This is a genomic window from Maridesulfovibrio sp. (genome assembly GCF_963678865.1).
Classification (GTDB): Bacteria; Desulfobacterota; Desulfovibrionia; order Desulfovibrionales; family Desulfovibrionaceae; genus Maridesulfovibrio.
Genome location: NZ_OY787459.1, coordinates 204,778 through 231,746, shown reverse-complemented (window position 1 = coordinate 231,746; position 26,969 = coordinate 204,778). Strand labels below are relative to the sequence as shown.

Sequence of the window (26,969 nt, the reverse complement as noted above, 5' to 3'; positions counted from 1 at the left end):
CGGCTACTCTTTCTCGCGCCAGACCCTCGCGCCCACAGCGGAAAGCTTATCTTCCAATTTTTCATATCCACGATCAAGATGATAGATACGTTGCACATCAGTACGCCCGAAAGCAGCCAGTCCGGCAACCACAAGAGAAGCACTGGCCCGCAGATCCGAAGCCATGACCGGAGCACCGGTGAGCTTATCAACGCCACGAATCATGGCCGTGCGTCCTTTGAGCTTGATATTCGCCCCCATGCGCACAAGTTCCTGTACATGCATGAAACGGTTTTCAAAAATCTTTTCTTCAATGGTCCCGGCACCGTTTGAAAGGCACATCAGGGTCATGAGCTGGGCCTGCATGTCTGTGGGAAATCCCGGATAGGGCTGGGTGGTGATATCCACTCCTGAAATCAGGCCGTTGGTACGGCGAACGCGAACTCCGCCATCTTCCTCCTCCAACCAGACGCCCATTTTGCGCATCTTGTAAACAACGGAGTCCAGCTCCTGAAACGGGCAATCCTGAATCAAGAGCTCTCCATCGGTCATTGCAGCGGCAACCATGTAGGTTCCGGCTTCAATGCGATCAGGCATAACCTTGTAATTGCACCCTTTGAGCGAAGAAACGCCCTGCACGGTAATTATGCTGGTCCCATGCCCGGAAATTTTCGCCCCGCAGGCAATCAGAAATCTGGCAAGATCCACAACTTCGGGCTCACGGGCTGCGTTTTCGATAATTGTTTCACCTTCAGCAAGAGCTGCAGCCATGAGCACGTTCTCGGTACCGCCGACAGTAGGGAAATCAAAGTGAATGTGTGCGCCTTTAAGTTTATCGCATCTGCCATGTATGTAACCGGAATCGAGATCAAATGTTGCGCCCATCTGTTCAAATGCGCTCAAATGCAGATCAACGGGACGAGCACCGATTGCACATCCGCCGGGCAGAGCAACCTTGGCCTCACCTTTTAAGGCCAGCAAAGGACCAAGACAAAGCACGGAGGCGCGCATGGTTTTGACCAGATCATACGGGGCCTCAATCTTCAAGTCTTTAACTTCGCTGCATACGGTATTACCGTCAAAGGAAGTCTCACAGCCCAGAATATCAAGCAGCTTAAGTGTGGTATGAATATCTCTCAAACGGGGAACATTGCTGAGACAAACCGGTCCTTCGGGCAAAATACAAGCCAACAGGATGGGCAGTGCTGCATTCTTTGAGCCACTGACTCTGATCGGACCATTAAGGGGAACCCCACCTTCAATAACTAATTTATCCATCTTAAATCCTTATACTTATCAGGTAATAAGCTACCAACGTCAACAACTAGATATCAACGTCCGGCAACCCGGTGAAAAGACATGCCTTTCCGCGACCCCTGATTACTTTCATGAACAAAAAACAACAAAAACATTTGTGGCACAAAATGACTATTTAGTGAAGACTGCGCTTAACCTATTTTTTTATTAAGAGCAAAATGCCGTTTTATAAACAAGTTAATCATCTCTTTTACTTGTGAGCTTTGCCGAATACAAAAAAAAACACCTTTTTTACAAAAACTTCTTGACCATCGCACCCAGCTTAGTTAAACACACCTCTCACACGCGGTGGGTGTAGCTCAGTTGGTAGAGCACTTGGTTGTGGCCCAAGTGGCCGAGGGTTCAAGTCCCTTCACTCACCCCATTTGACATCTCTAGGGATCAGGAATCCCTGACCCCTTTCTTAAGGTGGGTGTAGCTCAGTTGGTAGAGCACTTGGTTGTGGCCCAAGTGGCCGAGGGTTCAAGTCCCTTCACTCACCCCATATTTTAAAAAGACCGGAAATTTTCCGGTCTTTTTTCTTTTCTGTCCCCGGAAAATTAAAATTCCCAAATCAGGTTGAAAGTTCATCCTGCATGGACTCCCCTTAAACCGGTCTCAGCCAGATAAAGACGCAAAAAAGCCCGGACTCACATGAATCCGGGCTTTCAACTTAAATCAATTCTGTCTACGCAACCTGCGCTTATCACCGACTCTGATGGTTATCTTCTCTTTATCCATGTACTCCAACAGCGGAATGGAAAATTTTCGAGACAAACCGACCAAAGCCTTAAAATCCTGCGGCCCGAGTTCTTCATTTTCCGCAAAGTAAGCCTCGAGTTTCTTCTGCAAACCTTCAACTGCAGACTTGGCGAAATACATATCTTCCTTGATCCTTACCAGCAGTCCTTCATCCTGCAGGAGCCTATAGACCGGGGTAGCTTCCTTAAAGACAAGTCCAAGAGGATCGAGAACATCTTTTAAATTGGGAGGGGTCAGCCCTCCCTCCTCATAGGTAGCCATCAGGGTATCACGCAGCTTCTGCTGGTCCGAAGCAAGAGAGACTTTATGACCGGGCAGATGCAAAATTTCCTGTTCGGCCACGAGTTCCTCTTTCTTGAGCAAACGTTCTACAATGGAATGGAACAGCTTTTCCGGCAGCCCTTTTCCATAGGTAGAACCGATCTCCCCGCGAGAAACCCCCGGCTTCATAGGTTCATTCCGATGAAATTCCTCGAGGTGATTCAGTAATCCCTGCACAAGATCTTCGTAATGAGTGCCGGAAACGTAGCTGCGGTTTTCCTTGTCGTACAAGAAAATTTTCTGCTGCCCGCCCATGCTCTGCAGCATTTTCTCCAAAGGTTTTGAGGCCACATTACTCAAAATGGAAAGTTCCTGAAAAGTAAGTCCCGTTCTTCCAGCCAGATCAAGCTGGGTCAAAACCAATTCTTCAGGCTCGGCAGCAATGAGCGACTCCAGACGCTTTACATCATCAGAAAAGCGTTTCACCTTGCGACCCAGCGGATTGATGATGCTGCCCCCGGCAATGGTACGCAACGGGGAAAAAGAACGCAGCACCACACGGTCTCCGTAAACCCCTGTCATGGGTTTATCAAAACGGATCTGACAGACTGCCCGTTCGCCCTTTTCAAGTTTTTCGCGGTCCAGAAAATAAACCTTGGCCATAACTTCTTTAGAGCCGTGGTGGAAATGAACTTCCTTTCGGTGTTTCAAACTTTTCGGTGACGACGGAAGACAGGTCAATTCCACATCCCAAACCTTGGATGGGAAAAGCGTTCCCGGTCGCCCCAAAATTTCACCACGCTCAATATCTTCGACTTCAACGCCGTGCAGATTTATGGCTGTCCTGCGTCCGGCCGGGGCGCTCTCTACAGAAACCCCGTGCGATTGCAGGCTACGAACCTTTGTTTCAGTCAGCTTGGGATAAAGCACAACATCATCCCCTACAGACAGCTGCCCGGAAATCAAAGTCCCGGTTACAACCGTGCCGTGTCCTTTCATGGTAAAAACACGATCCACGGGCAAACGAGCAAGGTCGGTCCTGCGTTTCGGAGAGAAATCTTTCATAAAACTAGCAATCTCGCCGCGCAATTCATCCAACCCCTGTCCGGTATGTGAGGAAACAGCAAGGATAGGGGCCTCAGCCAGAAAGCTCGATGCTAAAAATTCCCGCACATCTTCCTGAACCAATTCCATCCATTCTTCATCGACCATATCGGACTTGGTCAGGACAACGAAACCTTTTTCAATACCAAGCAAGGTACAGATTTCCAGATGTTCACGGGTCTGGGGCATTACTCCCTCATCTGCGGCTATGACCAGCAGCACAAAATCAATACCCGCAGCCCCGGCAACCATATTTTTCACAAATTTTTCATGGCCCGGAACATCAATAATACTCAGCTGTTCATCACCGCCGAGATCAAGGCTTGCGAACCCCAGTTCAATGGTGATGCCACGCTTCTTTTCCTCGGCCAGACGGTCGCAGTCAGTTCCAGTCAATGCCTTGATCAGGCTGGTCTTACCATGGTCAATATGACCGGCAGTTCCCATAACTACGGGCATTTACGCTCCTTTTGGGAATGCCTTCGGCGACCCTGCCGGGAGCCTTAAACCCTTTTGCAAAAGAGTTTAAGAATCCCAAAACCTTTTATTTAAGCTTGACCAACTGTTTATTCGAAAGTCGCCTTTTTCAAGTTGAATGCGAAGCATATTAAAAGATTTTGAAGGGATGGGGTCTGAGGAAGGGAAACTTATGCAAAAGTTTCCCTTCCCCAGCCGCCGGAGGCATAATATTTCAATTCTTAAGGCGCAAAGCGCATCAAATTAGTTCTTTAGAAAAGTCCTGAAAGCCAGTTCAGTAGCATACAAGTCAGCCTTACTGGTCAGCTCGAAGGGACTATGCATTGAGAGCACCGGAGGTCCGAAATCGATTACATCCATACCATAAAGGGCAAGGAATTTAGCGACAGTACCGCCGCCGCCAAGGTCAACTTTACCCAGCTCGGCCATCTGCCACGGAGCCCCGGCTTCATTGAGAATATTACGAAGCCATGCAACGAACTCAGGGTGAGCATCGTTCGCCCCTACTTTACCGCGATGTCCGGTAAATTTGCAGAAACAAGGGCCGTACCCAAGATATGCAGAGTTAAGCTTTTCATGAACATCCTGATAATCAGGATCGATTGCTGCATGAACATCAGTAGAAAGGGCTTTTCCTGCCATCATTACCCGAGACATCTTGGCATTGGGTTCCCATGCTTCGATCAAATCTTCAAGGCAGTACTCAAAAAAGAGAGACTTGGCACCGGTGGACCCTTCCGAGCCGATCTCTTCCTTATCGTAGAAAAGCACAATCTGGGCGTGATCCGGTTCAGGGGCATTCAGAAAAGCTTCCAGAGCGAGAAAAACGCAGGAACGGTCATCCTGACCATATCCGCCGACAACGGACTTATCCAATCCTACATAACGGGCCGGTCCTGCTGGTACAATATGCATTTCAGCACTAAACAGGTCTTCTTCCACTATGCCGTATTTATCGTTAAGAAGTTCCAAGAGCTTACGTTTTACCGAAGGTTTGTCTTCGCACTCATCTTCATCATCCTCATCTTTGGTAAAAGACATGGAGTGCCCCATGAGAATATTCAGTTTCTCTGCTTCAAAAGCGTCACTGACCTTCTTTTCCACCTGCTTATAAGCAAGATGCGGCAACAGATCGAGAATGGAAAGGACCGGATCATCAGCATCCTCGCCAATCACAACATCAACTTTGGTACCGTCGGCCTTAACCACTACACCGTGCAGGGAAAGAGGACGTGCCAGCCATTGATATTTACGGATACCGCCATAATAATGAGTTTTGGCCATAGACATGCCCAGATCTTCATACAGGGGGTGCTGCTTAAAATCGAGCCGGGGGGTATCAGCATGCGCGCCTACCAGACGGAAACCATCTGAAAGGGGATTTTTACCCTTACGGGCAATAAAAATTGTCTTATCCCTAAAGGAACGGAAGCACTGGTCCGCGCCGAGATAATCTTCAAATCCTTCTTCACGAAGCCTGTCTTCGACGTATTTAATGGTTTCACGTTCTGTTTTACAGCGACTCAGGAAATCGATGTAACGGGCTGCGAGATCATCCATAGCCTGCTGGTGTTCTTCGTCTTTAAAAATTTCCCAGCAGCTTTTAGGTTCATGTTCGAGTTGTTTATTCATATACCATTATCCTTCTAGAACTTGATGTAGTGCTTCAGCGCAAAGTTTATATTCTTCGCGGGCAAGCGTTCTTGGGTCAAGGCAGAATGCGTCTTCTTCAATGCGCCCCACCAGCGGGGGCTCTGTTGAAAGAAGTTTTTCCTTTAATTCTTCAACTGTTACTTTACCTTCCGGCACCACGGTCACCAGAAAAGTTTTTAAGTCCTGCTCTGGAAAAGCTCCACCGCCGACACGGGAAACACCCTCACGAATGCCGATCTTAGCAGTTTCAGACAATCCACGGCGCAATGTACGGGCTAATGCCTGGGCCTGCTTTTTAAGATTCTCAGGCTGCTCGGTAATCATACGAACTGTCGGCACTTCACGTTTGGCTGTTTCCGGATCAAGATACAGCCGCAAGGTTGCTTCAAGGGCTGCGAGGGTCATCTTGTCGATACGCACCGCCCGGTTGAGCGGATTTTTCTTGATTGCATCAATATATTTTTTTTTGCCGACAATTATTCCAGCCTGCGGTCCGCCGAGAACTTTGTCACCAGAGAATGAAACCACGTCCACATCTTCGGACACAACCTCCTGCACCGTGGGTTCTCGCATCAGTCCCAACCCTGAAAAATTGGTCAAATTACCGCTGCCGAGATCTTCATAGACAGGAAGACCATGCTTGCGGCCCAGTTCAGCAAGTTCTCCGCCGGAAACTTCCTTGGTAAAACCAATAACCCGGAAATTGGAAGTGTGAACCTTCATGAGTAACGCAGTCTCTTCATTGATGGCATTCTCATAATCATGGAGGTGTGTGCGATTGGTCGCTCCCACTTCACGCAAAAAAGCCCCACTTTTGCTCATAACATCCGGGATACGAAATGATCCTCCTATCTCGACCAATTGGCCCCGCGAGACGATAGCCTCACGTCCTTTGGCAAGAGTTTCAAGGGTAATCAGCACTGCCGATGCGTTGTTGTTGACCACCAGAGCAGCTTCGGCCCCCGTAATCTCACAGATTAATTTTTCCACATGGCTGTAACGACTGCCCCGCTCCCCGGTATTAAGGTCGAACTCAAGGTTGGAATAACAGGCGCAAGCCTCGGTAACGGCCCTTACGGCAGACTCCGCCAGCAGCGATCTCCCGAGATTGGTATGCACAACCACCCCGGTCGCATTAAGCACCCGCCTGAAATGAGGCTTGGCACCGGCCCGCACATGGCAGGTCAGACGCGGAAAAAGAACATCCGCCGAAAGTTGTTTTTCTTCAGTAATGATTCCGCCCTTGATTTCTTCACGGCAAACATCGAGAAAACCGTTAACCAGATCACGGGAAAGGGTCCTCGGCAATCCATCTATGACACCTTCATCTTCAAGACGGGTCAATACAGAGTCAACAGAGGGCAGATATTTAAATAAATTGGACAAAATGCCTCCAAAATTTGAAGCCGCCAACAACATCCCGCTCTGGGCTGATACGAAAGACATCTCGTTCGAACTTCAGCCAGATATAAACCAAAAAAGTTTTGGGGAATTTTCAGGCCCTTTTCCATAAAGGGTTTAAGCTGCTGGAGGCATTCTTAAAAATTCTGGGTATCTTGTATAAAAAGCTGCCAGCAAAAACAAGGACCCGCAAATTAGAACAGTTCTATCACCGGAATTAAGCATTGCAAGAGCTTCGTCAATATTTGCCGCAGCTTTTACCCGCTCTCCAAGAACTTCGGCCAGTTCTTTATAGGGATACGCCCGCTCGTTGTTCTCAATACCGCAAGCAATTACTGCTCCGTCTGTCAAACGCAAGAGGGTTTCCTTAACCGGACCGAGATTTTTATCCTTCATGCAGGAAAAAATAATAACATCCGGTTTAACGTCTGAGTGTTTCAACTCGGCCTCAAGAGCATCAAATGCATGGGAATTGTGTGCCCCGTCAAGAATATAAGTTCTATCCGAATCAACTATTTGCAGCCTTCCGGCAATAAACGCTTTTGCCACCCCGCTACGCACCTTATCAGCATTAAATTCAACGCCGGACTTCCTGCAAAACAGCCTCCAGGCCGCAACGGCAAGCTGTGCATTTTCCCTCTGATGTTCCCCGGCAAGACTCGGCCTGAGGTCCGCAACAGGATCAAGATCATCAATAGTGTGAAGCTTACAGCCCAACGCCGCAGCACGGGCAGCAAGAACCGTAGATGCTTCCGGGACCTGTACAGCTGTAATCGCGATGCCGTTTTCGCGCATGGCATCAGCCTTATCAGCCGCGATAAGATCAATTGTTGCCCCGAGCACTTTTTCATGATCCAGCCCTATAGGAGTAAATACGGTCAGGTCCGGGTCAACAGTATTGGTTGCGTCAAAACGTCCCCCCAGTCCGGCTTCCATCACTGCCAGGTCAACTCCATTATTTTTAAAGGCAACCAGCGCCATACAGGTCAGCAACTCAAAATAAGTCAATCCTGCCTGCGGAGCGATTTCCAGCACCTGATTAGCAAGCTCACACCACTTCTCTTCGGAAAGCATTGCCCCGTTAAAGGTAATTCTCTCACGGGGAGTAACAAAATGTGGAGATGTAAACGTACCGACTTTCAAGCCGTGTTCACAAGCGATAGAAGTCAAATATGATGAGGTTGAACCTTTTCCATTAGTCCCCACCACATGAATAACCGGAAAGCAGGATTTTCCACCCCAGTTATGGACAAATCCCTCCATTCTGCCGAGACTCAAATCCATATGAAAAAGACCGAGATCATCCAGATAAGCACTGAATTCTACAAAATTTTTAAATTTCAAAACATTTTCCTGTTTTTTTACTTGACCGTAAGGTACGCTTTGTATAAATAAGCATCTCTCGAGCGGGGCAGTAGCTCAGTTGGATAGAGCAACGGCCTTCTAAGCCGTTGGCCGAGGGTTCGAATCCTTCCTGCCCCGCCACTGAAATTACAGGGTTTATCTTCTTCGGAAGGTAAACCCTTTTTCTTTTGGTTTTCCGTCCCCCACACTATCCCCCACAGTTGGGATGAAAATTGATACAAATCCATGAAAAAGCCCTCGTTAGTTTGAGGGCTGGAAATACACGGCTACCTGACAGAGTTCAAGGGTAAAACTTTTCCTTGTTCGATGCATTTTCTAGCCAGCTTGTAATGCTTACGATATTTTTCAATTGCTATCTTTTTATCTTCCCAGATAACGTTATCCCCCAGCAGATCCCCATCTATCTTGCTTATTTCTAATTTTAAATACCACTCTTCTTGTGGCAATTTTTTTAAAAGCCGCATAAAATTATCTTCATTATTTCTATGAGCCTGTGCTAGCTCCTTCGTTACTTCATCCCAGTTTTCGTTTCCCACTGCGACATTAGGAAAATACAAATTATCCCAAATCCATAGCCCTACAATCCTGTACTCATTTAAATTGTGATAGTTTGATTTTTCGCCAGACTCATTCAGATATAACGCCTCTTTCACATTCTTATACCTAGTAGACACAGCCTTCCCAGCTGACATAGTCTTTGGATCTCTTACATAGTACACATTGGAAAATAGGCATCTCTCAGGAAGTCCTTCTTCTGAATGAAGAGAATTCACAATTTGATCGGAAGTAGCTAAGTGAAACAATTCATATGGATAGACACCATATGTAACAGCTAAATTCATAGCAAAAATCAATGTCGAAAAACATCCCCCGAAAACTTTTACTGGCTTACAAAACTGAAACGGGGGCAATGCAGGAGCAGGAACTGAAGGGTCATAAAACTCAGGTCCCATGCACAGACCTTCTACCTGCTGCGATAAGTATATATTAAAATCGCACCGTCTGCTTCCACACCCAATCCCTTTAAAAACAAAAGGCCACCCTTTTCTTTTGGCTCCCCAGCCGCAATCATGACATAGGCTGGATTTCCTTTTTATTAAAAAATCAAACAAATCATTACATAATTTATAAAAATCATTAAATTCATGAAAGAAAACTTTATCGCGTACTAAATCTAATTTAAATTTACGTTTTACATACTCAACATGCCAAAATAAAATATCGTTAGCAGATTTATCTTCTTCCAGAAGGCGCATATATCCTTTCAGACCCTTTGCAATATCTTTAATTTTTTTTGATAATTTAATAATATTACTTTTACTTTTCTTATATTGACCATGATAGTGAAGACCTCTACCGTTATTGACAAGTAAATCAATAAAGACATGACGTGACTTACTATTATATGCTTCTAGAACACGCCTTAAAGAGAGCTCTCCATTTCTTTTATACATACAACTTTTATAAGCCAAAAACATATATAAATAACACTCTGAAGAATTATGGGTACTATGAATTGATAAAAATTCCAGCTTACCATCCTTCATCATCTTTTCTATCGCGACTATTAATTTTTTGACTAACTTTAAATCATTCTGAGAACAAAACTGACCGACCTCCACAGCACTCCAAAAATCACGCCCGAACTCATTTCCATCACCTGGAAAACCTACACCTTCAATCCTGAAAAGAGGATCGGTAAAATATTTTTGCTGCTCTTTATAGTTGCGTCTCATATTATCTCCCTCTAAAAAAATATCCCATATAATAAGATACATACAACAAAATAGCTCGTTTAAAAAAATTGGCCTAAGGCAAGAAGAGCTTCAAAATTCTATACAAAACCATGCGCAAATAAAACCACGAAGGTCGACCTTCCACAAGGAACAGCATGGATACCGAACATTACATTACTGAACAACAGGTTGCAAAGATCACGGCCTTGTCGCTCTCCAAGCTCAGAAGCGACCGCCACCTTTGTAAGGGCATCCCTTACCACAAGATCGAGCGCACCGTTCGATACAGAGTAAACGACATCGAAAAGTTCATGGCGGAACATCGCATTGAACCTGTTGCACGCAGCTAACTAACAGAAGGCAACGGAACAATTCTCTATCAACGCAAACGACAGGGACGGGGAATGGTAAAAATATTTACCATTCCTTTGCCGCAACCCTTAAATAGGAGGACACATGTCCAACAGAAAATTCACGGAAAAATATATTCATGTTGTCGGCCAGCACAACACAACCGACATCTGCACACCGTCCAAAAAAGACAAGCTAGCCGCACTTGAATTATACTGCGAGATTGCCTGCATGCTAAATACCCCAATCGAAAAGTTGGGGATACATGCACAAAAGTCCACGTTCCCCAACTTAGATCGTAACACCCATTCAATGGAAGCACCTGAATTCAAATTCACTACGACCGCACTTGGTCCATACTCTCTGATAGAATGGAATTTAAATTGTGACGACGACCAATTCCGCCGTCATGGCTGGATCTCTCTATACGCACGACTCCGGAACATCTCTAGAAAGACTGCGCTTCGTGAAATAGCAACCCAGTTCAAAATCGATGCCCAGAATCCACACTTATCCCCGATGAACAACTGTTGGGAAATAAAACAGATCACGCACTCAAAAGCCACATCTTATATAGATGACTTTACACCTTTACTTAAAAAACTAAACTGGAAGGTAATCCATACTTTCGATTTTAAGGGGCCTCATGAGTTTTCCATTTTTAAGGTTGCGTCACTTGAAAATCAGCACGGAAAAAGAGCTCTGCTCCCTTTGACCTACTGGTCTTGCAGTCAAGATTCGTACCACTTTACTTCCTGGCCCGACCTTAACTTTGGGTGCTACCCAAAGCCTTATCCTTTGTCTGGGCAGGACCTCATGGAAAAACACCCCGACGCAAAAATAATTCTTACCGAGGACTTACCGCTAGCTTTTGCCTTAAACGACAAATTCCTCGCACAGGGCACTCCTGAGTATCTCGCAACAACGTGGTTTGGCGGCAAGGATGCTTTAGCTGATGTCGACTATTCTCCGCTGGAAGATCGCGAGGTCATTTATCAGCCTAGAGCCGACCATGCCAGCTACTTGAACGCGGAGAAGGTAAAAGAGAAGTGCAAGAAGGTAGAATGTGATTCTTTCAAGGTTTCGAAGGTTGCTATGTTTACGGAGAGCTTCCCAATGCAGGATGATCAAAACCAGAGTTCTGAAATAGTCTGTCCGTTTGAAAGATATTTGGTGGATCATGGAAAGAATGTTTTGCACACTCCGCTCATGGATATTATTCAGGCACTGGGAGATAGATGGCAGACTAGGGAATACAGGAAGTGGATGTGCGAGATCGGCCTGAAGCAGGAGAAAATTCGTACTGAAAAAAAATCCTTATTCACGCCCCCTTTCATGGCAGATAGAATTTCTAAAAAGGAATATAGCACCCTGACACTGGATGCACTCCTCGCACCTGAGAACATTACGATTATTGTTGGGGATCAGGATGGCGGAAAAAGTCTGTTCACACAGACTCTCGCTCTGGCTATGAGTTATGAGTTCAACGTTTTCAACTTTGAAGTCCAGTCTGCTCGTGATGTTTGTTATCTGGATGCAGAAAATTCAAGGGGTAGGATCGAGGAACGCAGTCAGCAGATTTTGTCAGCCTATGGTGTCACCCAGAATACAAAACCCAAAATCCATATATACTCCGGCGTTGATAATCAGTCTGAAAATGGCGAGGAAGGTCAACTGAGCCTCTTTTCAGAATACTGGCAAAACCGGCTTCTTGAGGAATTGCCCGAGGGGGCTGTCTTGGTTGTTGACAACTTGCTTACTTTGGCAGAGGAGGCTTCCAATCACCAGAAGAAATTCAAAGAGCTAATCGATTTTTGTAGGAAGCTCAGTGATAAAGAAGTCAGTGTTATTCTTGTTCATCACCTCGGGAAGTCTGGGCAGGCAATCGGAACCAAGGCAACAGAAGCTCTTTGCCAGAATATTATCGAGATCAAAGATTATGGAAAAAATCAGCAAGGCCCTGGAGCCAATATGACAGTTACCTTTGAGAAGTGTAAAACGTATCCTGCTCTGAAAGGTCAATCATTTCATGCACACCTGCCGTATGATTCAAAGAACCCGCTCAATGGCAAACAGTGGATATACGTACCAGCTGAAGCTGAGTCCCCAACTGAAGTTGAAACGACAGACACAATGCCTGAGCTGTCTGACTTGGAGACCCGGATTATCGAGATCTTGAAACAAAGTCCTGTCCACCTCAAAAGAGCAGCCATTGCATATAAAATTGGCTGTAAAAGTGACCAGCTCAAGAAACCTCTGAAAAAGCTACTTGAATCCAAGTTCATCACAAAACACGGAGAATCCAAGCAGGGAACAAAATATTCAGCTGAATAATATACCCCAACCGATGGCCCAAGTTGCTTTTTTCTTGGGCCATCGCTGGGCCATTCGTGGGTAAAATCAACCAAGATCTTGGGGCAAAGCCAAAATATACACATAAAAAATTCAATAATATCAAACCCTAAACTAGCACTTAAAAACTCCCAAGACTAAGATTCGAAAAAAGGGCACGCAGGTGCAAAAAAGCAACAGCCGGGGATCTGACAACTAGCGGGGCTTTGGCTTTCAAAATCTTCGTCCACTCAATGCCAATGAAATTCTGACAGATGTGTACGCATACTGATTGTGGCCATGGCGCACGGTGGAGCAAAGTCCTTTACTACGTAATTCAATTATGGCTCACGACTCCGGTATTAAAATGTCTGAAACAGCACTCCTGTCAACCAACTGTGGTGCAGGGAAATTCGGCATCAAAGAAAATTTGTGAGACCGGCAGATAAAGATGGTGCGCCTGCGAAAGAAGGGGCCCTGAAATGAAATCATCTGTATTAGTTCCGACTTGATCTGACATTTCCTCTTGAAACAGAAGAGGTTCTCCTTTTTGATGGGAATACTAAGGAACCATCAAAACAGGGCACCGTGCCCAAGGAGAACCACATGTCCAGTTTCAATCAAAACATCATAAAACACAAGATAGGTCTGCTGAATCTGGCGGAAGAACTCGGTAATGTTTCCAGAGCTTGCAAGCTGATGGGCTTTTCTCGGGACACCTTTTACCGGTATCATTCAGCCAAGGAAGAAGGCGGTGTGGAAGCACTTTTTGATAAGTCCCGTCGTAAACCGAACCTGAAGAATCGGGTAGATCAGGCAATCGAAGACGCAGTTGTTGTTTACGCAACTGACTTTCCTGCTCATGGACAAACAAGAACCAGTAATGAGCTAAGAAAGTTGGGCGTTTTTGTTTCGCCTTCAGGAGTTAGATCCATTTGGCTCCGGCACAATCTCCATAATTTCAAGCTCCGGTTGACTGCGCTGGAGAAGATTTCAGCAGAGCAAGGAGTTGTACTCACCGAGGCGCAGGTTCAGGCCCTTGAGAAGAAAAAGGATGATGATTTGGCCTGCGGTGAAATCGAAACAGCCCATCCTGGCTATCTGGGTAGTCAGGACACCTTCTATGTCGGCACAATCAAAGGCGTTGGGCGGATCTATCAGCAGACTTTTGTGGACACCTATTCCAAGTGGGCAGCCGCAAAGCTCTACACAACCAAAACGCCGATCACTGCAGCCGATATGCTCAACGACAAGGTCCTTCCTTTCTTCGCAGAGCAGGAAATGGGCATTTTACGCATGCTGACCGACAGAGGAACCGAGTATTGCGGATGCGTTGAGAAACACGATTACGAACTGTTTCTTGGCATTTGCGGCATCGAGCACACAAAGACTAAAGCACGTCACCCGCAAACAAACGGGATTTGCGAACGCTTCCACAAAACGATTCTGGATGAATTCTACAGGGTCACATTCAGACGTAAGATCTATACTTCACAGGAAGAATTGCAGACAGATCTTGATATCTGGATTGATGAATACAACACGCAACGATCTCATCAGGGAAAAATGTGTTGCGGTCGAACACCACTGGCAACTATGCTGGATGGAAAAGAACTCTGGAACGACAAGGTTCTGAGTTTAAACTAAACTGACAATTTCGGTCCCATCAAAAAGGCAGACTGTCAGATCAAGTATGAACCACTACAAATCAGGCATATTCTGGACAACAAAGCACCCATCACTATAATCACCATGTGGAATATCCGAAAACAATGACTTATCTACTGCAAACCTAGCATTTGGGTTGTGGAACATTATTAAGCCTTCACCCCAAGTTTCCTTTGGAGACTCAGTTCCAACTTCATAGCTAAATGGATTAGGAGTATCTGAATTCGGATCATGGTTGTAGGACATCCCTTCTCGCAACATTCGTACCTCGCAGCTTGGCCACTTAACTTTGCCCTTCCTGTTAAATTTTGCAGCTGTTGCACTATTGCTAAACAAGACAGCACTAACATTCTCCGAGCCAGCAAGATTGAAAAAACCTGACGGGATATCCTTATCCTCAATTATATGACGTTCGTTTTCATGCTCTTTAACTACTAGCTCATTGTTTTCATTAAAAGACCAAGAGAAATTTTTCCCATACAAATAGTCAACCAAAGGACCATCACTTGAATAAATAGGTCCATCCTCATGAAAACATTCAATTGCGAAAACAAGTGGACGCCCTGCGACATGTGGTAAATCCCAATAATTTTTTATGTGCTTGCTCCATAAAGAACTTCCCATTTTAATCGACGCAAAGTCGTATTGTTCTTTAATCGTTTCAAAATTATTTATGCCTTTTAATGCTCCTGCAAGAGATGGATTAGTTGTAACGGCCTCCACACATAATGTCTGCCCTTCTTTTTCAATAACAAAGTCAGGCCGATTATGTTCATCTGATATTGAAAAGCCAGTTTTTGAAAAATACGTATTAAGATAAAGCTCCCAAACCCTCGCATCAAACCCTGTACTCTGAAACTGCTCAATGAAATTTCCATCCTTGTCGTGATAATCACGAAAACACGTCTCCATCATCGTTAAGGCAGGCTTATAGGCAGGGAGCAATAGACTTTTAAAATCGTCAGACAGTTTATTATCGTCAACAACCTGATTAAATAGACGTTTCGTAATCGCTGGTAATTCAAGTCTCTTGAGCCGTTTTAATTTTTTAAGCTTTTCTTGATTCTTCTTTTCTTTCCTCTTCAGTCCTCTGGCACTTAATCTTTTATTTCTATTGATCTTTTTAGACTTATTTTTCTTCATACTGCCCCCCACATATAAGTTAAGACACAACAGCATTCTTTAAGAGCAAAGACATTTTAAAACTCCTAAAATGGGTACTTAGAGATACCTTCCACCTCAGGTGGATTATCCCAAACGATCATGGAACTATGCCTAGCCCTAGTCAAAGCGACATAAAATTTACAAAAAGTGCTGCCCGGCAACACCTCCTCACCTTTGATATGCTTTTTAATGGAGTCAGTCGGATAAATTACGACTCTTGAAAAAGTTAAGCCTTTGGATCTCCCAAAGTTACATGCCGGATAGTTAGCATTAACAGGGGTCCTCCTATCATACCTTAACTGCATAGGTTCGTAGTGTGCTAAGTAGCCGTCTAACTTATCAGTTGGAATAAAAAAAACACCATCATGAGAAGTGACCAGATCAGAGAGCGAGCTGACCTTCGGAAGGTCTGGAAACAAAGAACTTGAGTAGGTGCAAATTTCTTCATGACATCGATATGAATTGCTCAAAGTCTCAGCATCAACTTCACATACTTTATCGCACTTATCGTTCACAAATTGATCAATCAAACCATCTTTATATTGCTTATGTTTAGCGGAGTGATGGGTATGATATGTCACTTGCCGGGGATCACCAACCAAAACCACACTTATTTCCTTCATTAAAGCGTGCAATATATCTAAATCATATCCAGCTAAATCCTGAACTTCATCAACAAAGATATGTCTATAAATCTTAGAAATGCGATCTACAACTGCCCCTTTTGTCAACCGGTTAGATTCCATTACAAATATCGAGATCTTATCGGAGTAGATCTGCCTAGCACCATTAAAATAAAAAGGTTCGACATTTTTTTGTCCCCAATACACAGGACGACCTCGAGTTTTATATCTAAACCCAGACCTATTGGCAGTGAGCCTTAATCCTTTTATGGCCTTGTCTGTGATTAAATTTTGAAATGGCCTGACACCATGCTCTAGTAAAAATGACCACCAAGTTTGTATGGTTACATTACCGGGTATGGATTTATTCTTTTTTATAAACTTATTACGTATTTCAGCTTCATTCTCACGTGTGTATGTAGTAATAAGCACCCTTTCATCTCTATCCGCTTCTAAAGCCTTTTTGACAAGGTAAGTCGTTTTTCCTGACCCAGCAGCCGCTATTATACACTTACTTTTAGGCATCAATAAACTCCAAGGCTCTTTGAATATATTCAGGAGCATTGAAATCAACTTCTGTTTCAAATATTTTCAGCGCACACTTCGTTTTGTTGTTTTTCATGAACTTCAATATGCCGTCTTCGTCTTCGTCTTCGTAGTCAGTTCCGAATATAGAGTTAAGAACTCTAATATTATTAGACCTTAAGAGGCATGGCTCAAGCGTGTTATAATTATACTTGGGCAACGCCCCTTCATATTCATGAACTACAAGATCATAGAACAAAACTTGCCTTTCATTTTTATCTTCAAGATACTCTTCATTATTTTCACGAATAGATTCGATGTTTCCATCATTATCCCTTAGGGCAGCGACCTTTTTATCAATCTTTCCGGCAAGCTCCATAAATCTTTTATATGAAAGACCAACCGAAATCACATCAACCCCATCTTGTATTGGAAGGTTCCCGCCATGCTGCTGGCTATAAATTTTTTGTACAACAAGTTCATCGCAATCCCCCTCAACTAAAATAACCTTTTCAGACAATAACAATCGCAAGGTGTCATAGCCGGGCAACTTCGCAAAAAACTCATACGTTTCATTGCTGAGATCTTTAAACGCCGTAGTTTGCTGCTTATTTAGTAAGATCAAATCATTGAGGCCAAGCTTATTCGCCACAAAACTACTATGGGTAGAAAGGATTATTTGTTTCCCTGAGCATTTATCACCTATATACTTAAGTAGTCTATTGAGATTGCTATGTGACAAATGGTTTTCAGGCTCCTCAATCAATACCAAGTTAGCAATTTCAGACCTTCGATGGGTCAAAGCTAAATTGGTCTTAACAATGCATTGCTCCCCACGGCCAATTTGCTGAAATGGAATAGAGTCGAGATAAGTTGTGATAATCTTTTCCCAAGCATTGATATTTGCAATCTCGACAGAAAGCTGCACTGGCTTCGACGATATCTCAGCCTGCTTGGCAATATTTTCATTGATTGATTTTACTGCTTCCTGATCGGCAAAAACTTCGACCATCTTCCTATAACATTGGGCAAGATCAACTTTTTGCTCATCCTCAAGCGAATCCTTTATTATTCTAGAAAGGTATATATCAGAACCATTATTAAACCTAGTTTCCGAAGAATTAATGAAAGAGGACTTCAACGGAATCAACCTTGGAATAACGCTACTAAGAGCAAACGACCTCCAAACAACCTTATAATACTCAACAGGCAAACTTTTAATTTCTCCTGAGCCACAGAGCTTTTCATATGCCGAAGCGTAACTATCGTCGAACTCAATAGAGAAAGAAATTCCACAACTATCACTCTTCTCACTATTATTCGACCCTCTAAAATCTTGATAATCAGTGAGATATAGCTCAATGAGGAGTAAAGGAGGAGCTGGATTGCGCCCTGCTTTAAGACCATCACAGTATTCCTTTACCGCAACAAGATTGAATAGGTATTGAGATAACTCATTTTTCACATAGCGACCATTTAGCTGTCCGGTAAGAGCCAAGTTAATAGCTTCTAAAATTGTTGATTTCCCAGCTTCATTGTCACCTACGATGACATTAAGACCATCGTTAAGTTCAAGCTCAAATCGCTCTTTATATGATTTAAAATTTTCGATCACGACCTTTTTAATAGCCAAAGTGGGAGTTCCCGTACACGGTGCCATAATATCCTCTTGATCTTAATATGTTCTTTGAGTTCTCAACCTGTCCAAATGCTTGCAATTGTATTTATCAACATTTGAACACCGCTATTTAGATTCAACTTCTTCTATAGCTTAATGACTTAATCACATACACCTTCACAAACCTCAAGCCAAGCCGGATTCGCCCTAAAGCAATAAAAAAAGACCGGAGCCACCGCCCCGGTCCTTAACTTCACCATCAATACTTCAAGCTACCTGTGATAAAACTCCTTCAGCGTTCCTCACAAACCTTCCTGCTAACGCTATCTTTGTACCTGTTATCCGTAAATATCCACTCTAGGGCCACTGGATCACCCTGTAGTGCTTTTGCAACTCTAGCTGGAACATCGCGCCAGTCTTCTTTGTTCTCGCCGTCCCAGCGGTCATAAAAACATTGCCACGACTTCAGAATATGTTTCATCGCTACTTCATCATCATTTTGAGCAAATAAAGCTAATGCCATATCAACAACATTTATATATCCGCTAAAATTGACATCCCGTTGTCTTTTCATACTCTCAGTCAGGCTAAATTCATTCAACAACTCAAAAGCTAATTCTCTATTGCCTTCAAATATATCAAAATTCACCCAAAGAAAATTAAGTCGCGCTATAGGATACCCTCTTCTATATTGGACAAAATCATTAACCATACCAAGAATCGTCGAGTTATCAATATTGCTTAGCTCATGTGCAGACCGTTGGCTCAAAGAATCAAAAATAGAATGAAAGCACCATTCTCCCTTATAGAACTTCAACAATTTCAAAGACTGTTTGAAAACATATTCACGAAGATAATCCACACCTTCAGCACATCCAAGTTGTCCAGCCTCAAACACAACCTTAAACGCATACAGATACATCATACCCAGCTTGCCGAAGACATGGGCCCAGCAGCTATAATCACGAACAAATAGATAAGGCTGTCGAGAATACGGCAGAAACACCTTCTCCGACTTCATAAATAGAGAGCCAAACTTTTTCCCGATATTTTCCCTTTCATGCAGCAAGACAAAGGCTTTCGCTGCTACGCTTGAATGCTCACGCCACTGATATGGACGAGTATAGTTTTTACTCTCATCAAAACCATCAAAGAACCCACATTCCTCATGAAATTTTTTTATAATTGCTTGCAAAAGAGTCTTACGCTGTTCAGAAGATAATTTTTCTGCGAGTAGCAATGGCAACTCATAATCAGCCATCGAAACTTTGATCAAATATTGAACTCTTTCACTCGACAACCCACCGTCAGGATAATAAGAGGCCAAAAGACACAAAGACTCATCAAATAATGACTGAAGCTTAGCACCATACTCTTCAAGTTCGCATATTCTTTTCTTAGAGACCCCACGAACTATGCACTCCGTAATTTGCTTGCGCACATTATTCTTGGCACAATAAATATCAGCCAAACGCTGAAATGAAGTCCACGCGACATCTTCAATATTAATTTCAGCAGACTTGGCAATATCCAAAGCCTCATCTAGAGATAGTTTCCATTCAAGATTATCTTGCGTTCTAATATAGTAATGAGAATACACTACCCCAAGCAGCTGCAAAAACGGATGTGAAGTCTTTAAAAGGCTATAGACCAACTCCCTGTCAATAAAAAATGCAAACTGCATGACAGAATACATAACCGAACATATAATTGCCGGATCATTTTGTCGAGATAACCAACACCCAAAACTTTTTAAATCCGACTTAGCAAGAAGACATATCCCTCTAGAAAGACCCCACCTATTCATAACTTTAAAAAAAGGCTGATAGTCATCATACCATGCGATATCCCTATATGACTCATAGTCCCACGAACAACTATTTACACGTTGGCTATGCCCAAGAAATTCTATACAAACTTCTTGCTGAGGGTAATGCTCTGTTGCTAATTTCCCTATTAAATCAAAGACATTATCTATCTCTCGCGCGCCCTTCGATCCCTTAAAAATTCCTTTGCAACTTTCAAGAGGGAATCCATTACAGCAGGCAGAAAATTCTCCTACAGCCATAACAAATAAGGCTACGTTTTTAGGAGTATCAAGATGCTTTTCAGCACTAACTAAATTCGGAATCCCAGCGCACCAATCTTTATCAACTTTCCATAACCCAGAACTGTGTACAGAAATAATTCCTTGCTGCTCTGCGGCAGCATAAATTTCCTCGCTAGATCCGTTCGCACTGTCCACTAAGATAGACAACAACCAAGTCACCCATGGCAAATCTTTTGGATGAGACAAACTATGCATGGCTATCCCACTCCATATTGCAATACAGTTCCTTATTCGAAACAGGGTCTATCTTGTCAGCCAACGTGAGTGTATATTCTTGAAGATCTCTTGCAGCATCACCACCGACACGGCTCATACAAAATGGATATTCACCCATGAAGCTATTCAGACTATTGGACAATAAATAGACAGAGAACTCACCTGCATTGGACTTTAAACAGAGATACCTATCGTGAAAGGCTTGCCGTGGTGAATTTTGACTTTTCAACAGATTGATAATTTTAAGATGACAATGGATGAATGGTTTTATCTTTACTGCAAACTGCTCCAAATCATTCACAAGGGAAGGCCCCTCTTCGCCAACCAATTCCCCATTTTCAGGGTCGACACTATGAAGATTTGTAATAATTGTAAGTGTTAAGTCTCTTTTGGAAATTCTGAGAACAATTGCTTCTAAGGCTTTCTTATCGAAGAATGGATCTACAACCCAAGCTTGCTCAATCCCCCTCTCCAGTAATAACTTTATATATAGAATGGAATCACACGACCCCAACGGCCCTTTGGGGAACCACCTGTCACTAGAAGGGCTTTCAAATAAGACTTTTCCCCTATCCAACATCTCTCGCCGATAGTTATTAAAATCTTTATTGGAATGAAACCCAATTTCAGAGTTGTCAGCTTTAGAACTGGCTTGCACATTTGTAATCTTCTTCTGCCTATGCTTATCGCCTGTGCCTTCTACACTTTTGGTTAGCTTATCCTTAATAGCAACTTTCGCCCCACTTAATGAGGAACTCAGCACTATCGTGTTTAACCAATAAAGATCATCACTGTGAACAAGTTCACCTTCTTCGTTAAAAAGCCATACTTTTGTTCGATCGAACTCATTTGAAACTTCAACGGGACCAAAAACTTCTGTCCCGGCAGGAAGAAACATCATTGAATCACTCGTGATGGTCTCACCAGAAAAAAGTTGAACATGAGCTATATGATTTGACTGAGCATAATCCTGACGCCGTAAAATTTTAAATTCATTTCTGACCGTTACTAGGAAATCCTTTGTATTCAACCCAGAAAGCCTAAAACGAAAAGGCGGAATATCATCCTCTGCATAGATCGGCATATGGATAATATCAAAAGCACCAAGGCGATGCATGTATTTCTGTGGCTCAGCAAAAGGGAGGCTACTTTGAAAGTGTTTGAAAATACTTTGAATTTCATTTTTTAAAAAGTCATGCCCTACGACATTCATGGTGTAGTATGAATCAACTTTAGCTGTGGAGGAGCCTAACGCAGGCTGGATAGATGACTGCATGAACTTACAATGCTCTTTGCCAAGACAATCATCCAAAATTTCAAGAGTGATTACCCCATCATCAAAAGCCGAAAAAAACTCATCCCCCACTATCTGAGACAAGGGAAAGTAACACTCCAAAATATCATCACTAACCTTGGTGACCATGGACTGGGACTCTGTTGCAGGAATATTTGATTGGGCAGCATACCCGTAAATGAACTCTACAGGACTAGACTCAGTTCTATATATCCAGCAATGCCAAAAACGTTCTTCTGAATGATCCACCACGACTCAACCTCACATAATTAGCTATAGTAATTCATCAATCAAATTACAGATCATAGGCAGCCTGTAAGAGTGAATCAAAGTATCTCTAAATAAGCGAGGGTAGAATTACACTATAAAACCCCACACTATGACCTCCCCTCACTAAAAGGACAGCAGGGCATAAAACACGAACTTCAAGCCATTCTTACCAGCTAGAACAACGTTAATAACTTTGCAGACCATTAGATATGAATCGGGACATTGAGAATTGGAAAATAGACTCCGAAAGAGAGGCTAATTATAATCTGTGTATATTTTCTCTATGTCAGTTATACCAAGATCAAGAAACCGATCCTGGACATTTAAAACACGCTCAATCAGTTCTTCGTCATCACTTTCGTCAGCTTCACGAAGAATTTCTGTCAAAGTGCAGATAAGGGACTCGCGACCTGACATATAAAAATAAGAGTCAGTCTTAGAGAGGCAAACATCAGCAAGTCTCTCACACGGAGCAATTGCCCAGCATGGATTCATAGCAGCACGTTGTGCAAGCCAATCATTAAATCTTCTTACGCCAATACGGCTTTTAGTCTTAGAAACGGCATCCAAAAAGGCATAAATTAACTCATCAGAAATCACAGTATTTTTTTCGAAAATTCTTGCAGCCTTGTTTACAACATCATCCGAAACTACTTCTTTAAGAAGTAAATATTGCAAGCCCTTATCGCACATTTCCATACATTCTTTCTTATCTATATTTGTTGCAAAAACCTGCGCACACCCAGTTGCACAATCTTTTCCCAATTGCTCAATATGCAAACAGAGAGAATCCCAAGAGACATGACCAGATAAATATGCAAGAGAGCTAATCCTCCCCCATGACTCATAGGCTCCTTCAATATGATTATCCACAAAGCAATCTAGATATTCTTTAACTTTTGGGTAATTTCTACTGTAATTATTATACAAAACTGCTTCTACGAACGATATGCCGTCATCGTCAATTTCGAGAAAAATATTATCAAAAATTATCCAACCCAAATTGCTGTCATGGTGTATTATGTATGGCAGTCTAGACAGCACATAACTCTTTGAATAAGAATTCAATCCAATAGATCTATGACATGCAATATCTTTTAAAACTTCACTCCCACTCTCGTGCACCTTATAATTTTGCGCCAAAACAGCAACAATAGATTGAAGAAGATGGCCTTGTGTACGTTTTCTGCTTGACTCATCAATGTTATCATCTTCATTCAACTTATCTAACTTAATGAGAATATCCGTTAACTCACTTAAAGGGCTTTCGTCTTCAAAAACATTTGAAACAACTCGAACAACATCTGCAACGCAAGAAGGATCATCCCAAAGCTTCCCTCCCTTGTGAACAGTATCCAAAAGAAGCCGCGCAACCTCTTTGCCATCAGGAAACGGCTCCACTGGATTCCAGCTATTACTTAAGTTCAAGTTACCAAAACGATGATCAAGATGGTCAACAACACCGGACAGAATCTCACAGTGATATTTCACACCTACGTTAGCATTTATGATGTCATCAACAAACGACATATACTTTGTTGGATCATTCACAGCCCCTTGATAAACTGCACGCTCTAGCTGCTCTCGCCCTCCTCTCAAATCTCCATCTAAATCTTCCTCCCAATTATCAGAGTGACTATCAAAATGTTTTAAGAGACTAAAAAAACCTTCCTTTGAAAGCTTATTTATTTCAGCCAAAGGCCAAGGAGACTTCACTCTACCCGCTCTAATTGAAGAATATGTTTTTCGATCCGGAAGCCAGTTTTTTTCTAGCATATTATCCATAAATTTCTGAGCTTCAACAGTCCGATACATGGATGGTATCCATTGTAATAAATCAAATTTATAACCATTTTTATAATCGTCAGTCTTCTCTTCATCATCATACAAAGACAAAATGCAATTTTGATTTAGATCATGAACTTCCACTGAGAGAAATGGATACGCTGTATTTATAAGTTTGCCCAAAGAAGGGCCGATACTACGTCTATGTTTAAAAACTTCTGAATCGGTAACTATCTTACCTATAAGGTCAACATTGAACTTTGGATTTTCACAACAAGCATTAATTAAAAAATACACAACAGAAAATTCAGTACTTAAATACAGTGAATGCGAACGATCTCGCCACCAATCACTGTTAACTCTACAATTACTGATCAGTCCATATTCAATACAATCCAAAAAGACGTTAAAATCAGAAGAATATCTTCTTTCATCACCAAGCTTAAATCTATATGAACTGTCAGATATAAAATCAGTTAAAAATCTCCCTTCGTTATATTTAAATCGACATTCAGAACAAATCATACTAAACAGCTCTAAAGCATTTTCTAATAAAAGATTAGACTTTCCAAAACGTTTTACTAGGAAATCGTCTTTAACAAAAACATTCTTTGAACATAATAGTTTTTTCTTAAGATCAGATTCATCAGAACCTGATTTGCTTGTTATTAAAAGCCACAGAAGATCATCTCCCTCTCCTGTAGCTGCAATAAATTTACTTAATGGCCCACCAATCAATGGATATTCGTCTTGCTCAGCATTAACTAAATATGAAAAGACCTCATACAAACCATCAGTCTTCCAATGAGCAAATTCTATTAGGGCACGAGTTATCTCCCATCTAAAACTATCTGCTAATGCAGGATCCCTTACTATTCTCAACCAATGCTGAACAACAGCATCGGGAAACGCATTCATCCATTTTTGAATTTTAAAGATGTACTCTTTGTGCCAAGATTCATCAGACTGGCTTTGAATCAATGAAAATAAATTTTCCTCAAAAAACAAAAACCAATCTGGATGAGATGTTCTCCATAAAAAACGCTTAAATAAGGTAGCATCCTGATTAAAAAGGAACCGCACTAAAGGCCACAGTGCGGAACCAGGCTGCACCTCTCCCAATGACTCTGCGACCAATCGCTTTAAATGCATGGCAACTTCATCACTGCTAACAACTTCTCTTACTTGTCTTACAAACTTTCTTTGATCTTGGTTTTCCAAATGAAAAAACAAAACTCTAACTGTAGGACGTATAAAAGGAAGTGGGGGATGAGACAGAATAAAATCACGCAGTGAAAGGTTCCTTTTCAAAACATCATGAACAATGAAATTTTCCATCAAAGTTTGGTGGGCAAAGCTGTAACGACCAGCCCGCTCAAATAAGATTCCTTGACTAACGAGCCGTTGTAACATTTCGGCTGGTATTCTTATTTCACCGTACAGCAAAGAATCTCGACGCTCCGACATCATTTTTGAAGCTTGCTCTTCCAAAAAGTCAATCGCACTCTCTCCTAGAAGAACATCTTTTCTGACGACCTCATCAACGAAACAATCATACAATTGCCATGCTGTCTTTGGATGCGCGTCATGACGTACAGATGATATTTTACAATACAGGGATAAATTTTGTGGGTTTTGCAATAAACCAAGCAGCTCTTCTGGTAGATCAGAAACATCACCGCCAGTCTTTGCCAGCAAGGGTTTAACCACACTATCAATATCAAGAGCCTTAATAGGAATTTTACGCCCCCATTTACGCCCTCTAAGATGGGGGTCATAATTGAGGTCAAATTCTCGGCAGGCAGCAACAACTGAAACATGACTAACCTTGGAGAGGCGGTCTAAAATAGATAAGAAATATTTTAGGGAAGTATGATTTCGTCCAAGTGACAACACATCCAGAGAATCAAGCACAATTACGACCTTCTTATCTTCTGCAAGCCTTGCGCAAACACCAACCAGATCATCAGGAAGTCCATTCTTTACGAAATCATCCTCGCTTTCACACTTTGAGAACAAATCCCCTTTAATAAACAGAAGGTGCCAGTTTTTATTTTGTTCTATATGATCAGCTAAATCTAAAAGCAGACAGGTCTTGCCACTACCCGGACCGTCAACCAGCAAGATAGATTCTTCTCCGCTTTCCAGTAAGTCTACAATCTCTGGCAGCTCTGGCCTATCTATGGTTTCTCCTGCAATATCCCTCGTCCATTGGCGACCTATCGCAGAAGCTCTCTCAAGTTCTTTGCTAAGCTCTTTAATATCTCTTTTCGGGGTAGGAGCGATACCATATTCAACCAATTTGCATAGGGCATCTTCTCTAGTGATAGTCACTTTCGAATCCCTTAGACCGGCTTCATGATCACCAATCATTGTTTCCAAGACCCTCATTGCAACTGACTTATTTGGCAAAACACGATCGATAGCCTGAAGATTTAAATCGTCCCAGTCCTCAAAGGTATGACAAGGCCCAAACTTCAGCTTGAAAACAATTTCGAAAGCCTCCTCTTCCGAAACAGTTAATACTTCGGCAAGCTTAGCTAATGGAGTTTTCAGAGTGTTGGGAGCATTATCATAAAAGTATTTATATGAAAGGTACTCAGGTCTTCTTTCAGATAATTTTTTGAGGTCACCAAAAGGAGTTTGGGAATAAAAATAAACTAAAGATTCAGGCTCATTTTCAAGCTGTCTTTTAGCTTTCTTCAACTCAGGAACAAGCTTTGAATCATCAATCTTCCACACTGCATGGTTAGTTTGACTCTTTTTAGCTTGGATAAACAGCTTCTTACCACCGTGATAGCTAACTACAACATCATCAACATCCACCGGACTATCAGACCCCGGAATTCCAGTCGATTCTGCCTGAATATAATCAATAGAATTATCGCTTATCATCCTGACAAGCCAATGAAGAGCTATTCTACGCTGGTAGTGATCCCCTTTAGAGGAAGCGGCTCCGCTGTGACTCATTACAAACTCT

Annotated in this window: 15 protein-coding genes and 3 tRNA genes; 6 read left to right on the top strand and 12 right to left on the bottom strand. The window is 42.6% G+C overall.

The genetic code is table 11. The annotated features are described in order from the left end of the window. Positions 1-3 precede the first annotated feature (3 nt). Positions 4-1,257, bottom strand: coding sequence for a UDP-N-acetylglucosamine 1-carboxyvinyltransferase (murA, locus tag ACKU41_RS00980; RefSeq protein WP_319779510.1), 1,254 nt, complete (start codon positions 1,255-1,257; stop codon positions 4-6). 327 nt (positions 1,258-1,584) lie between these two features. Between murA and ACKU41_RS00975 the strand changes: the two genes are divergently transcribed. Beyond that, positions 1,585-1,660, top strand: a tRNA-His gene (locus ACKU41_RS00975). 44 nt (positions 1,661-1,704) lie between these two features. Further along, positions 1,705-1,780 (top strand) — tRNA-His (locus ACKU41_RS00970). A gap of 173 nt (positions 1,781-1,953) precedes the next feature. Here the strand turns inward: ACKU41_RS00970 and selB are convergent. The 4 genes from selB to ACKU41_RS00950 all read right to left on the bottom strand — a co-directional run bounded on the left by selB (position 1,954) and on the right by ACKU41_RS00950 (position 8,277). Continuing rightward, the gene (gene selB, locus ACKU41_RS00965; protein WP_321403502.1) at positions 1,954-3,861 is read right to left on the bottom strand and encodes a selenocysteine-specific translation elongation factor; all 1,908 of its coding nucleotides are present in this window, start codon (positions 3,859-3,861) and stop codon (positions 1,954-1,956) included. A gap of 261 nt (positions 3,862-4,122) precedes the next feature. Further along, positions 4,123-5,511 (bottom strand): aminopeptidase, encoded by a 1,389-nt coding sequence (locus ACKU41_RS00960; protein ID WP_321403500.1) that lies wholly within the window; start codon positions 5,509-5,511, stop codon positions 4,123-4,125. 6 nt (positions 5,512-5,517) lie between these two features. Next, positions 5,518-6,918: an L-seryl-tRNA(Sec) selenium transferase gene (gene selA, locus ACKU41_RS00955; protein ID WP_321403499.1), complete on the bottom strand. Its 1,401-nt coding sequence runs from the start codon at positions 6,916-6,918 to the stop codon at positions 5,518-5,520. Between the two features lie 132 nt (positions 6,919-7,050). Beyond that, complete coding sequence (locus ACKU41_RS00950; protein ID WP_321403497.1) at positions 7,051-8,277, bottom strand: folylpolyglutamate synthase/dihydrofolate synthase family protein; 1,227 nt, start codon at positions 8,275-8,277, stop codon at positions 7,051-7,053. A gap of 64 nt (positions 8,278-8,341) precedes the next feature. On the opposite strand from ACKU41_RS00950, the gene ACKU41_RS00945 reads away from it, so the two are divergent. Then, positions 8,342-8,418: transfer RNA gene (locus ACKU41_RS00945), tRNA-Arg, on the top strand. 146 nt (positions 8,419-8,564) lie between these two features. Here the strand turns inward: ACKU41_RS00945 and ACKU41_RS00940 are convergent. Next, positions 8,565-10,034, bottom strand: a complete 1,470-nt coding sequence (locus ACKU41_RS00940) for a hypothetical protein (protein ID WP_321403494.1) — start codon at positions 10,032-10,034, stop codon at positions 8,565-8,567. 155 nt (positions 10,035-10,189) lie between these two features. On the opposite strand from ACKU41_RS00940, the gene ACKU41_RS00935 reads away from it, so the two are divergent. From ACKU41_RS00935 to ACKU41_RS00925, 3 genes are all read left to right on the top strand, one after another. Beyond that, complete coding sequence (locus tag ACKU41_RS00935; protein WP_321403492.1) at positions 10,190-10,384, top strand: helix-turn-helix domain-containing protein; 195 nt, start codon at positions 10,190-10,192, stop codon at positions 10,382-10,384. A gap of 106 nt (positions 10,385-10,490) precedes the next feature. Next, positions 10,491-12,719, top strand: a complete 2,229-nt coding sequence (locus ACKU41_RS00930) for an AAA family ATPase (protein ID WP_321403490.1) — start codon at positions 10,491-10,493, stop codon at positions 12,717-12,719. Between the two features lie 603 nt (positions 12,720-13,322). Continuing rightward, entirely contained in the window at positions 13,323-14,363 is a 1,041-nt protein-coding gene (locus ACKU41_RS00925) for an IS481 family transposase (protein WP_321403488.1), read from the top strand. 54 nt (positions 14,364-14,417) lie between these two features. Here the strand turns inward: ACKU41_RS00925 and ACKU41_RS00920 are convergent, their stop codons facing one another. The 6 genes from ACKU41_RS00920 to ACKU41_RS00895 form a co-directional block, all read right to left on the bottom strand. After that, positions 14,418-15,527, bottom strand: a complete 1,110-nt coding sequence (locus tag ACKU41_RS00920) for a hypothetical protein (protein WP_321403486.1) — start codon at positions 15,525-15,527, stop codon at positions 14,418-14,420. 65 nt (positions 15,528-15,592) lie between these two features. After that, complete coding sequence (locus ACKU41_RS00915) at positions 15,593-16,696, bottom strand: UvrD-helicase domain-containing protein (protein ID WP_321403484.1); 1,104 nt, start codon at positions 16,694-16,696, stop codon at positions 15,593-15,595. Beyond that, on the bottom strand, positions 16,689-18,329 hold the full coding sequence (locus tag ACKU41_RS00910) for an AAA family ATPase (protein WP_321403483.1): 1,641 nt from the start codon (positions 18,327-18,329) through the stop codon (positions 16,689-16,691). The genes ACKU41_RS00915 and ACKU41_RS00910 overlap by 8 nt, the downstream gene beginning before the upstream one ends. A gap of 277 nt (positions 18,330-18,606) precedes the next feature. Continuing rightward, the gene (locus tag ACKU41_RS00905) at positions 18,607-20,619 is read right to left on the bottom strand and encodes a hypothetical protein (protein ID WP_321403481.1); all 2,013 of its coding nucleotides are present in this window, start codon (positions 20,617-20,619) and stop codon (positions 18,607-18,609) included. Beyond that, positions 20,612-22,063 carry a VPA1262 family N-terminal domain-containing protein gene (locus ACKU41_RS00900; RefSeq protein ID WP_321403479.1) on the bottom strand — a complete coding sequence of 484 codons (1,452 nt, stop codon included), beginning with the start codon at positions 22,061-22,063 and terminating at the stop codon, positions 20,612-20,614. Before ACKU41_RS00900 ends, ACKU41_RS00905 begins: the two co-directional genes overlap by 8 nt. 396 nt (positions 22,064-22,459) lie before the next feature. Further along, complete coding sequence (locus tag ACKU41_RS00895; RefSeq protein ID WP_321403476.1) at positions 22,460-26,959, bottom strand: AAA family ATPase; 4,500 nt, start codon at positions 26,957-26,959, stop codon at positions 22,460-22,462. Between the last annotated feature and the right edge of the window lie 10 nt (positions 26,960-26,969).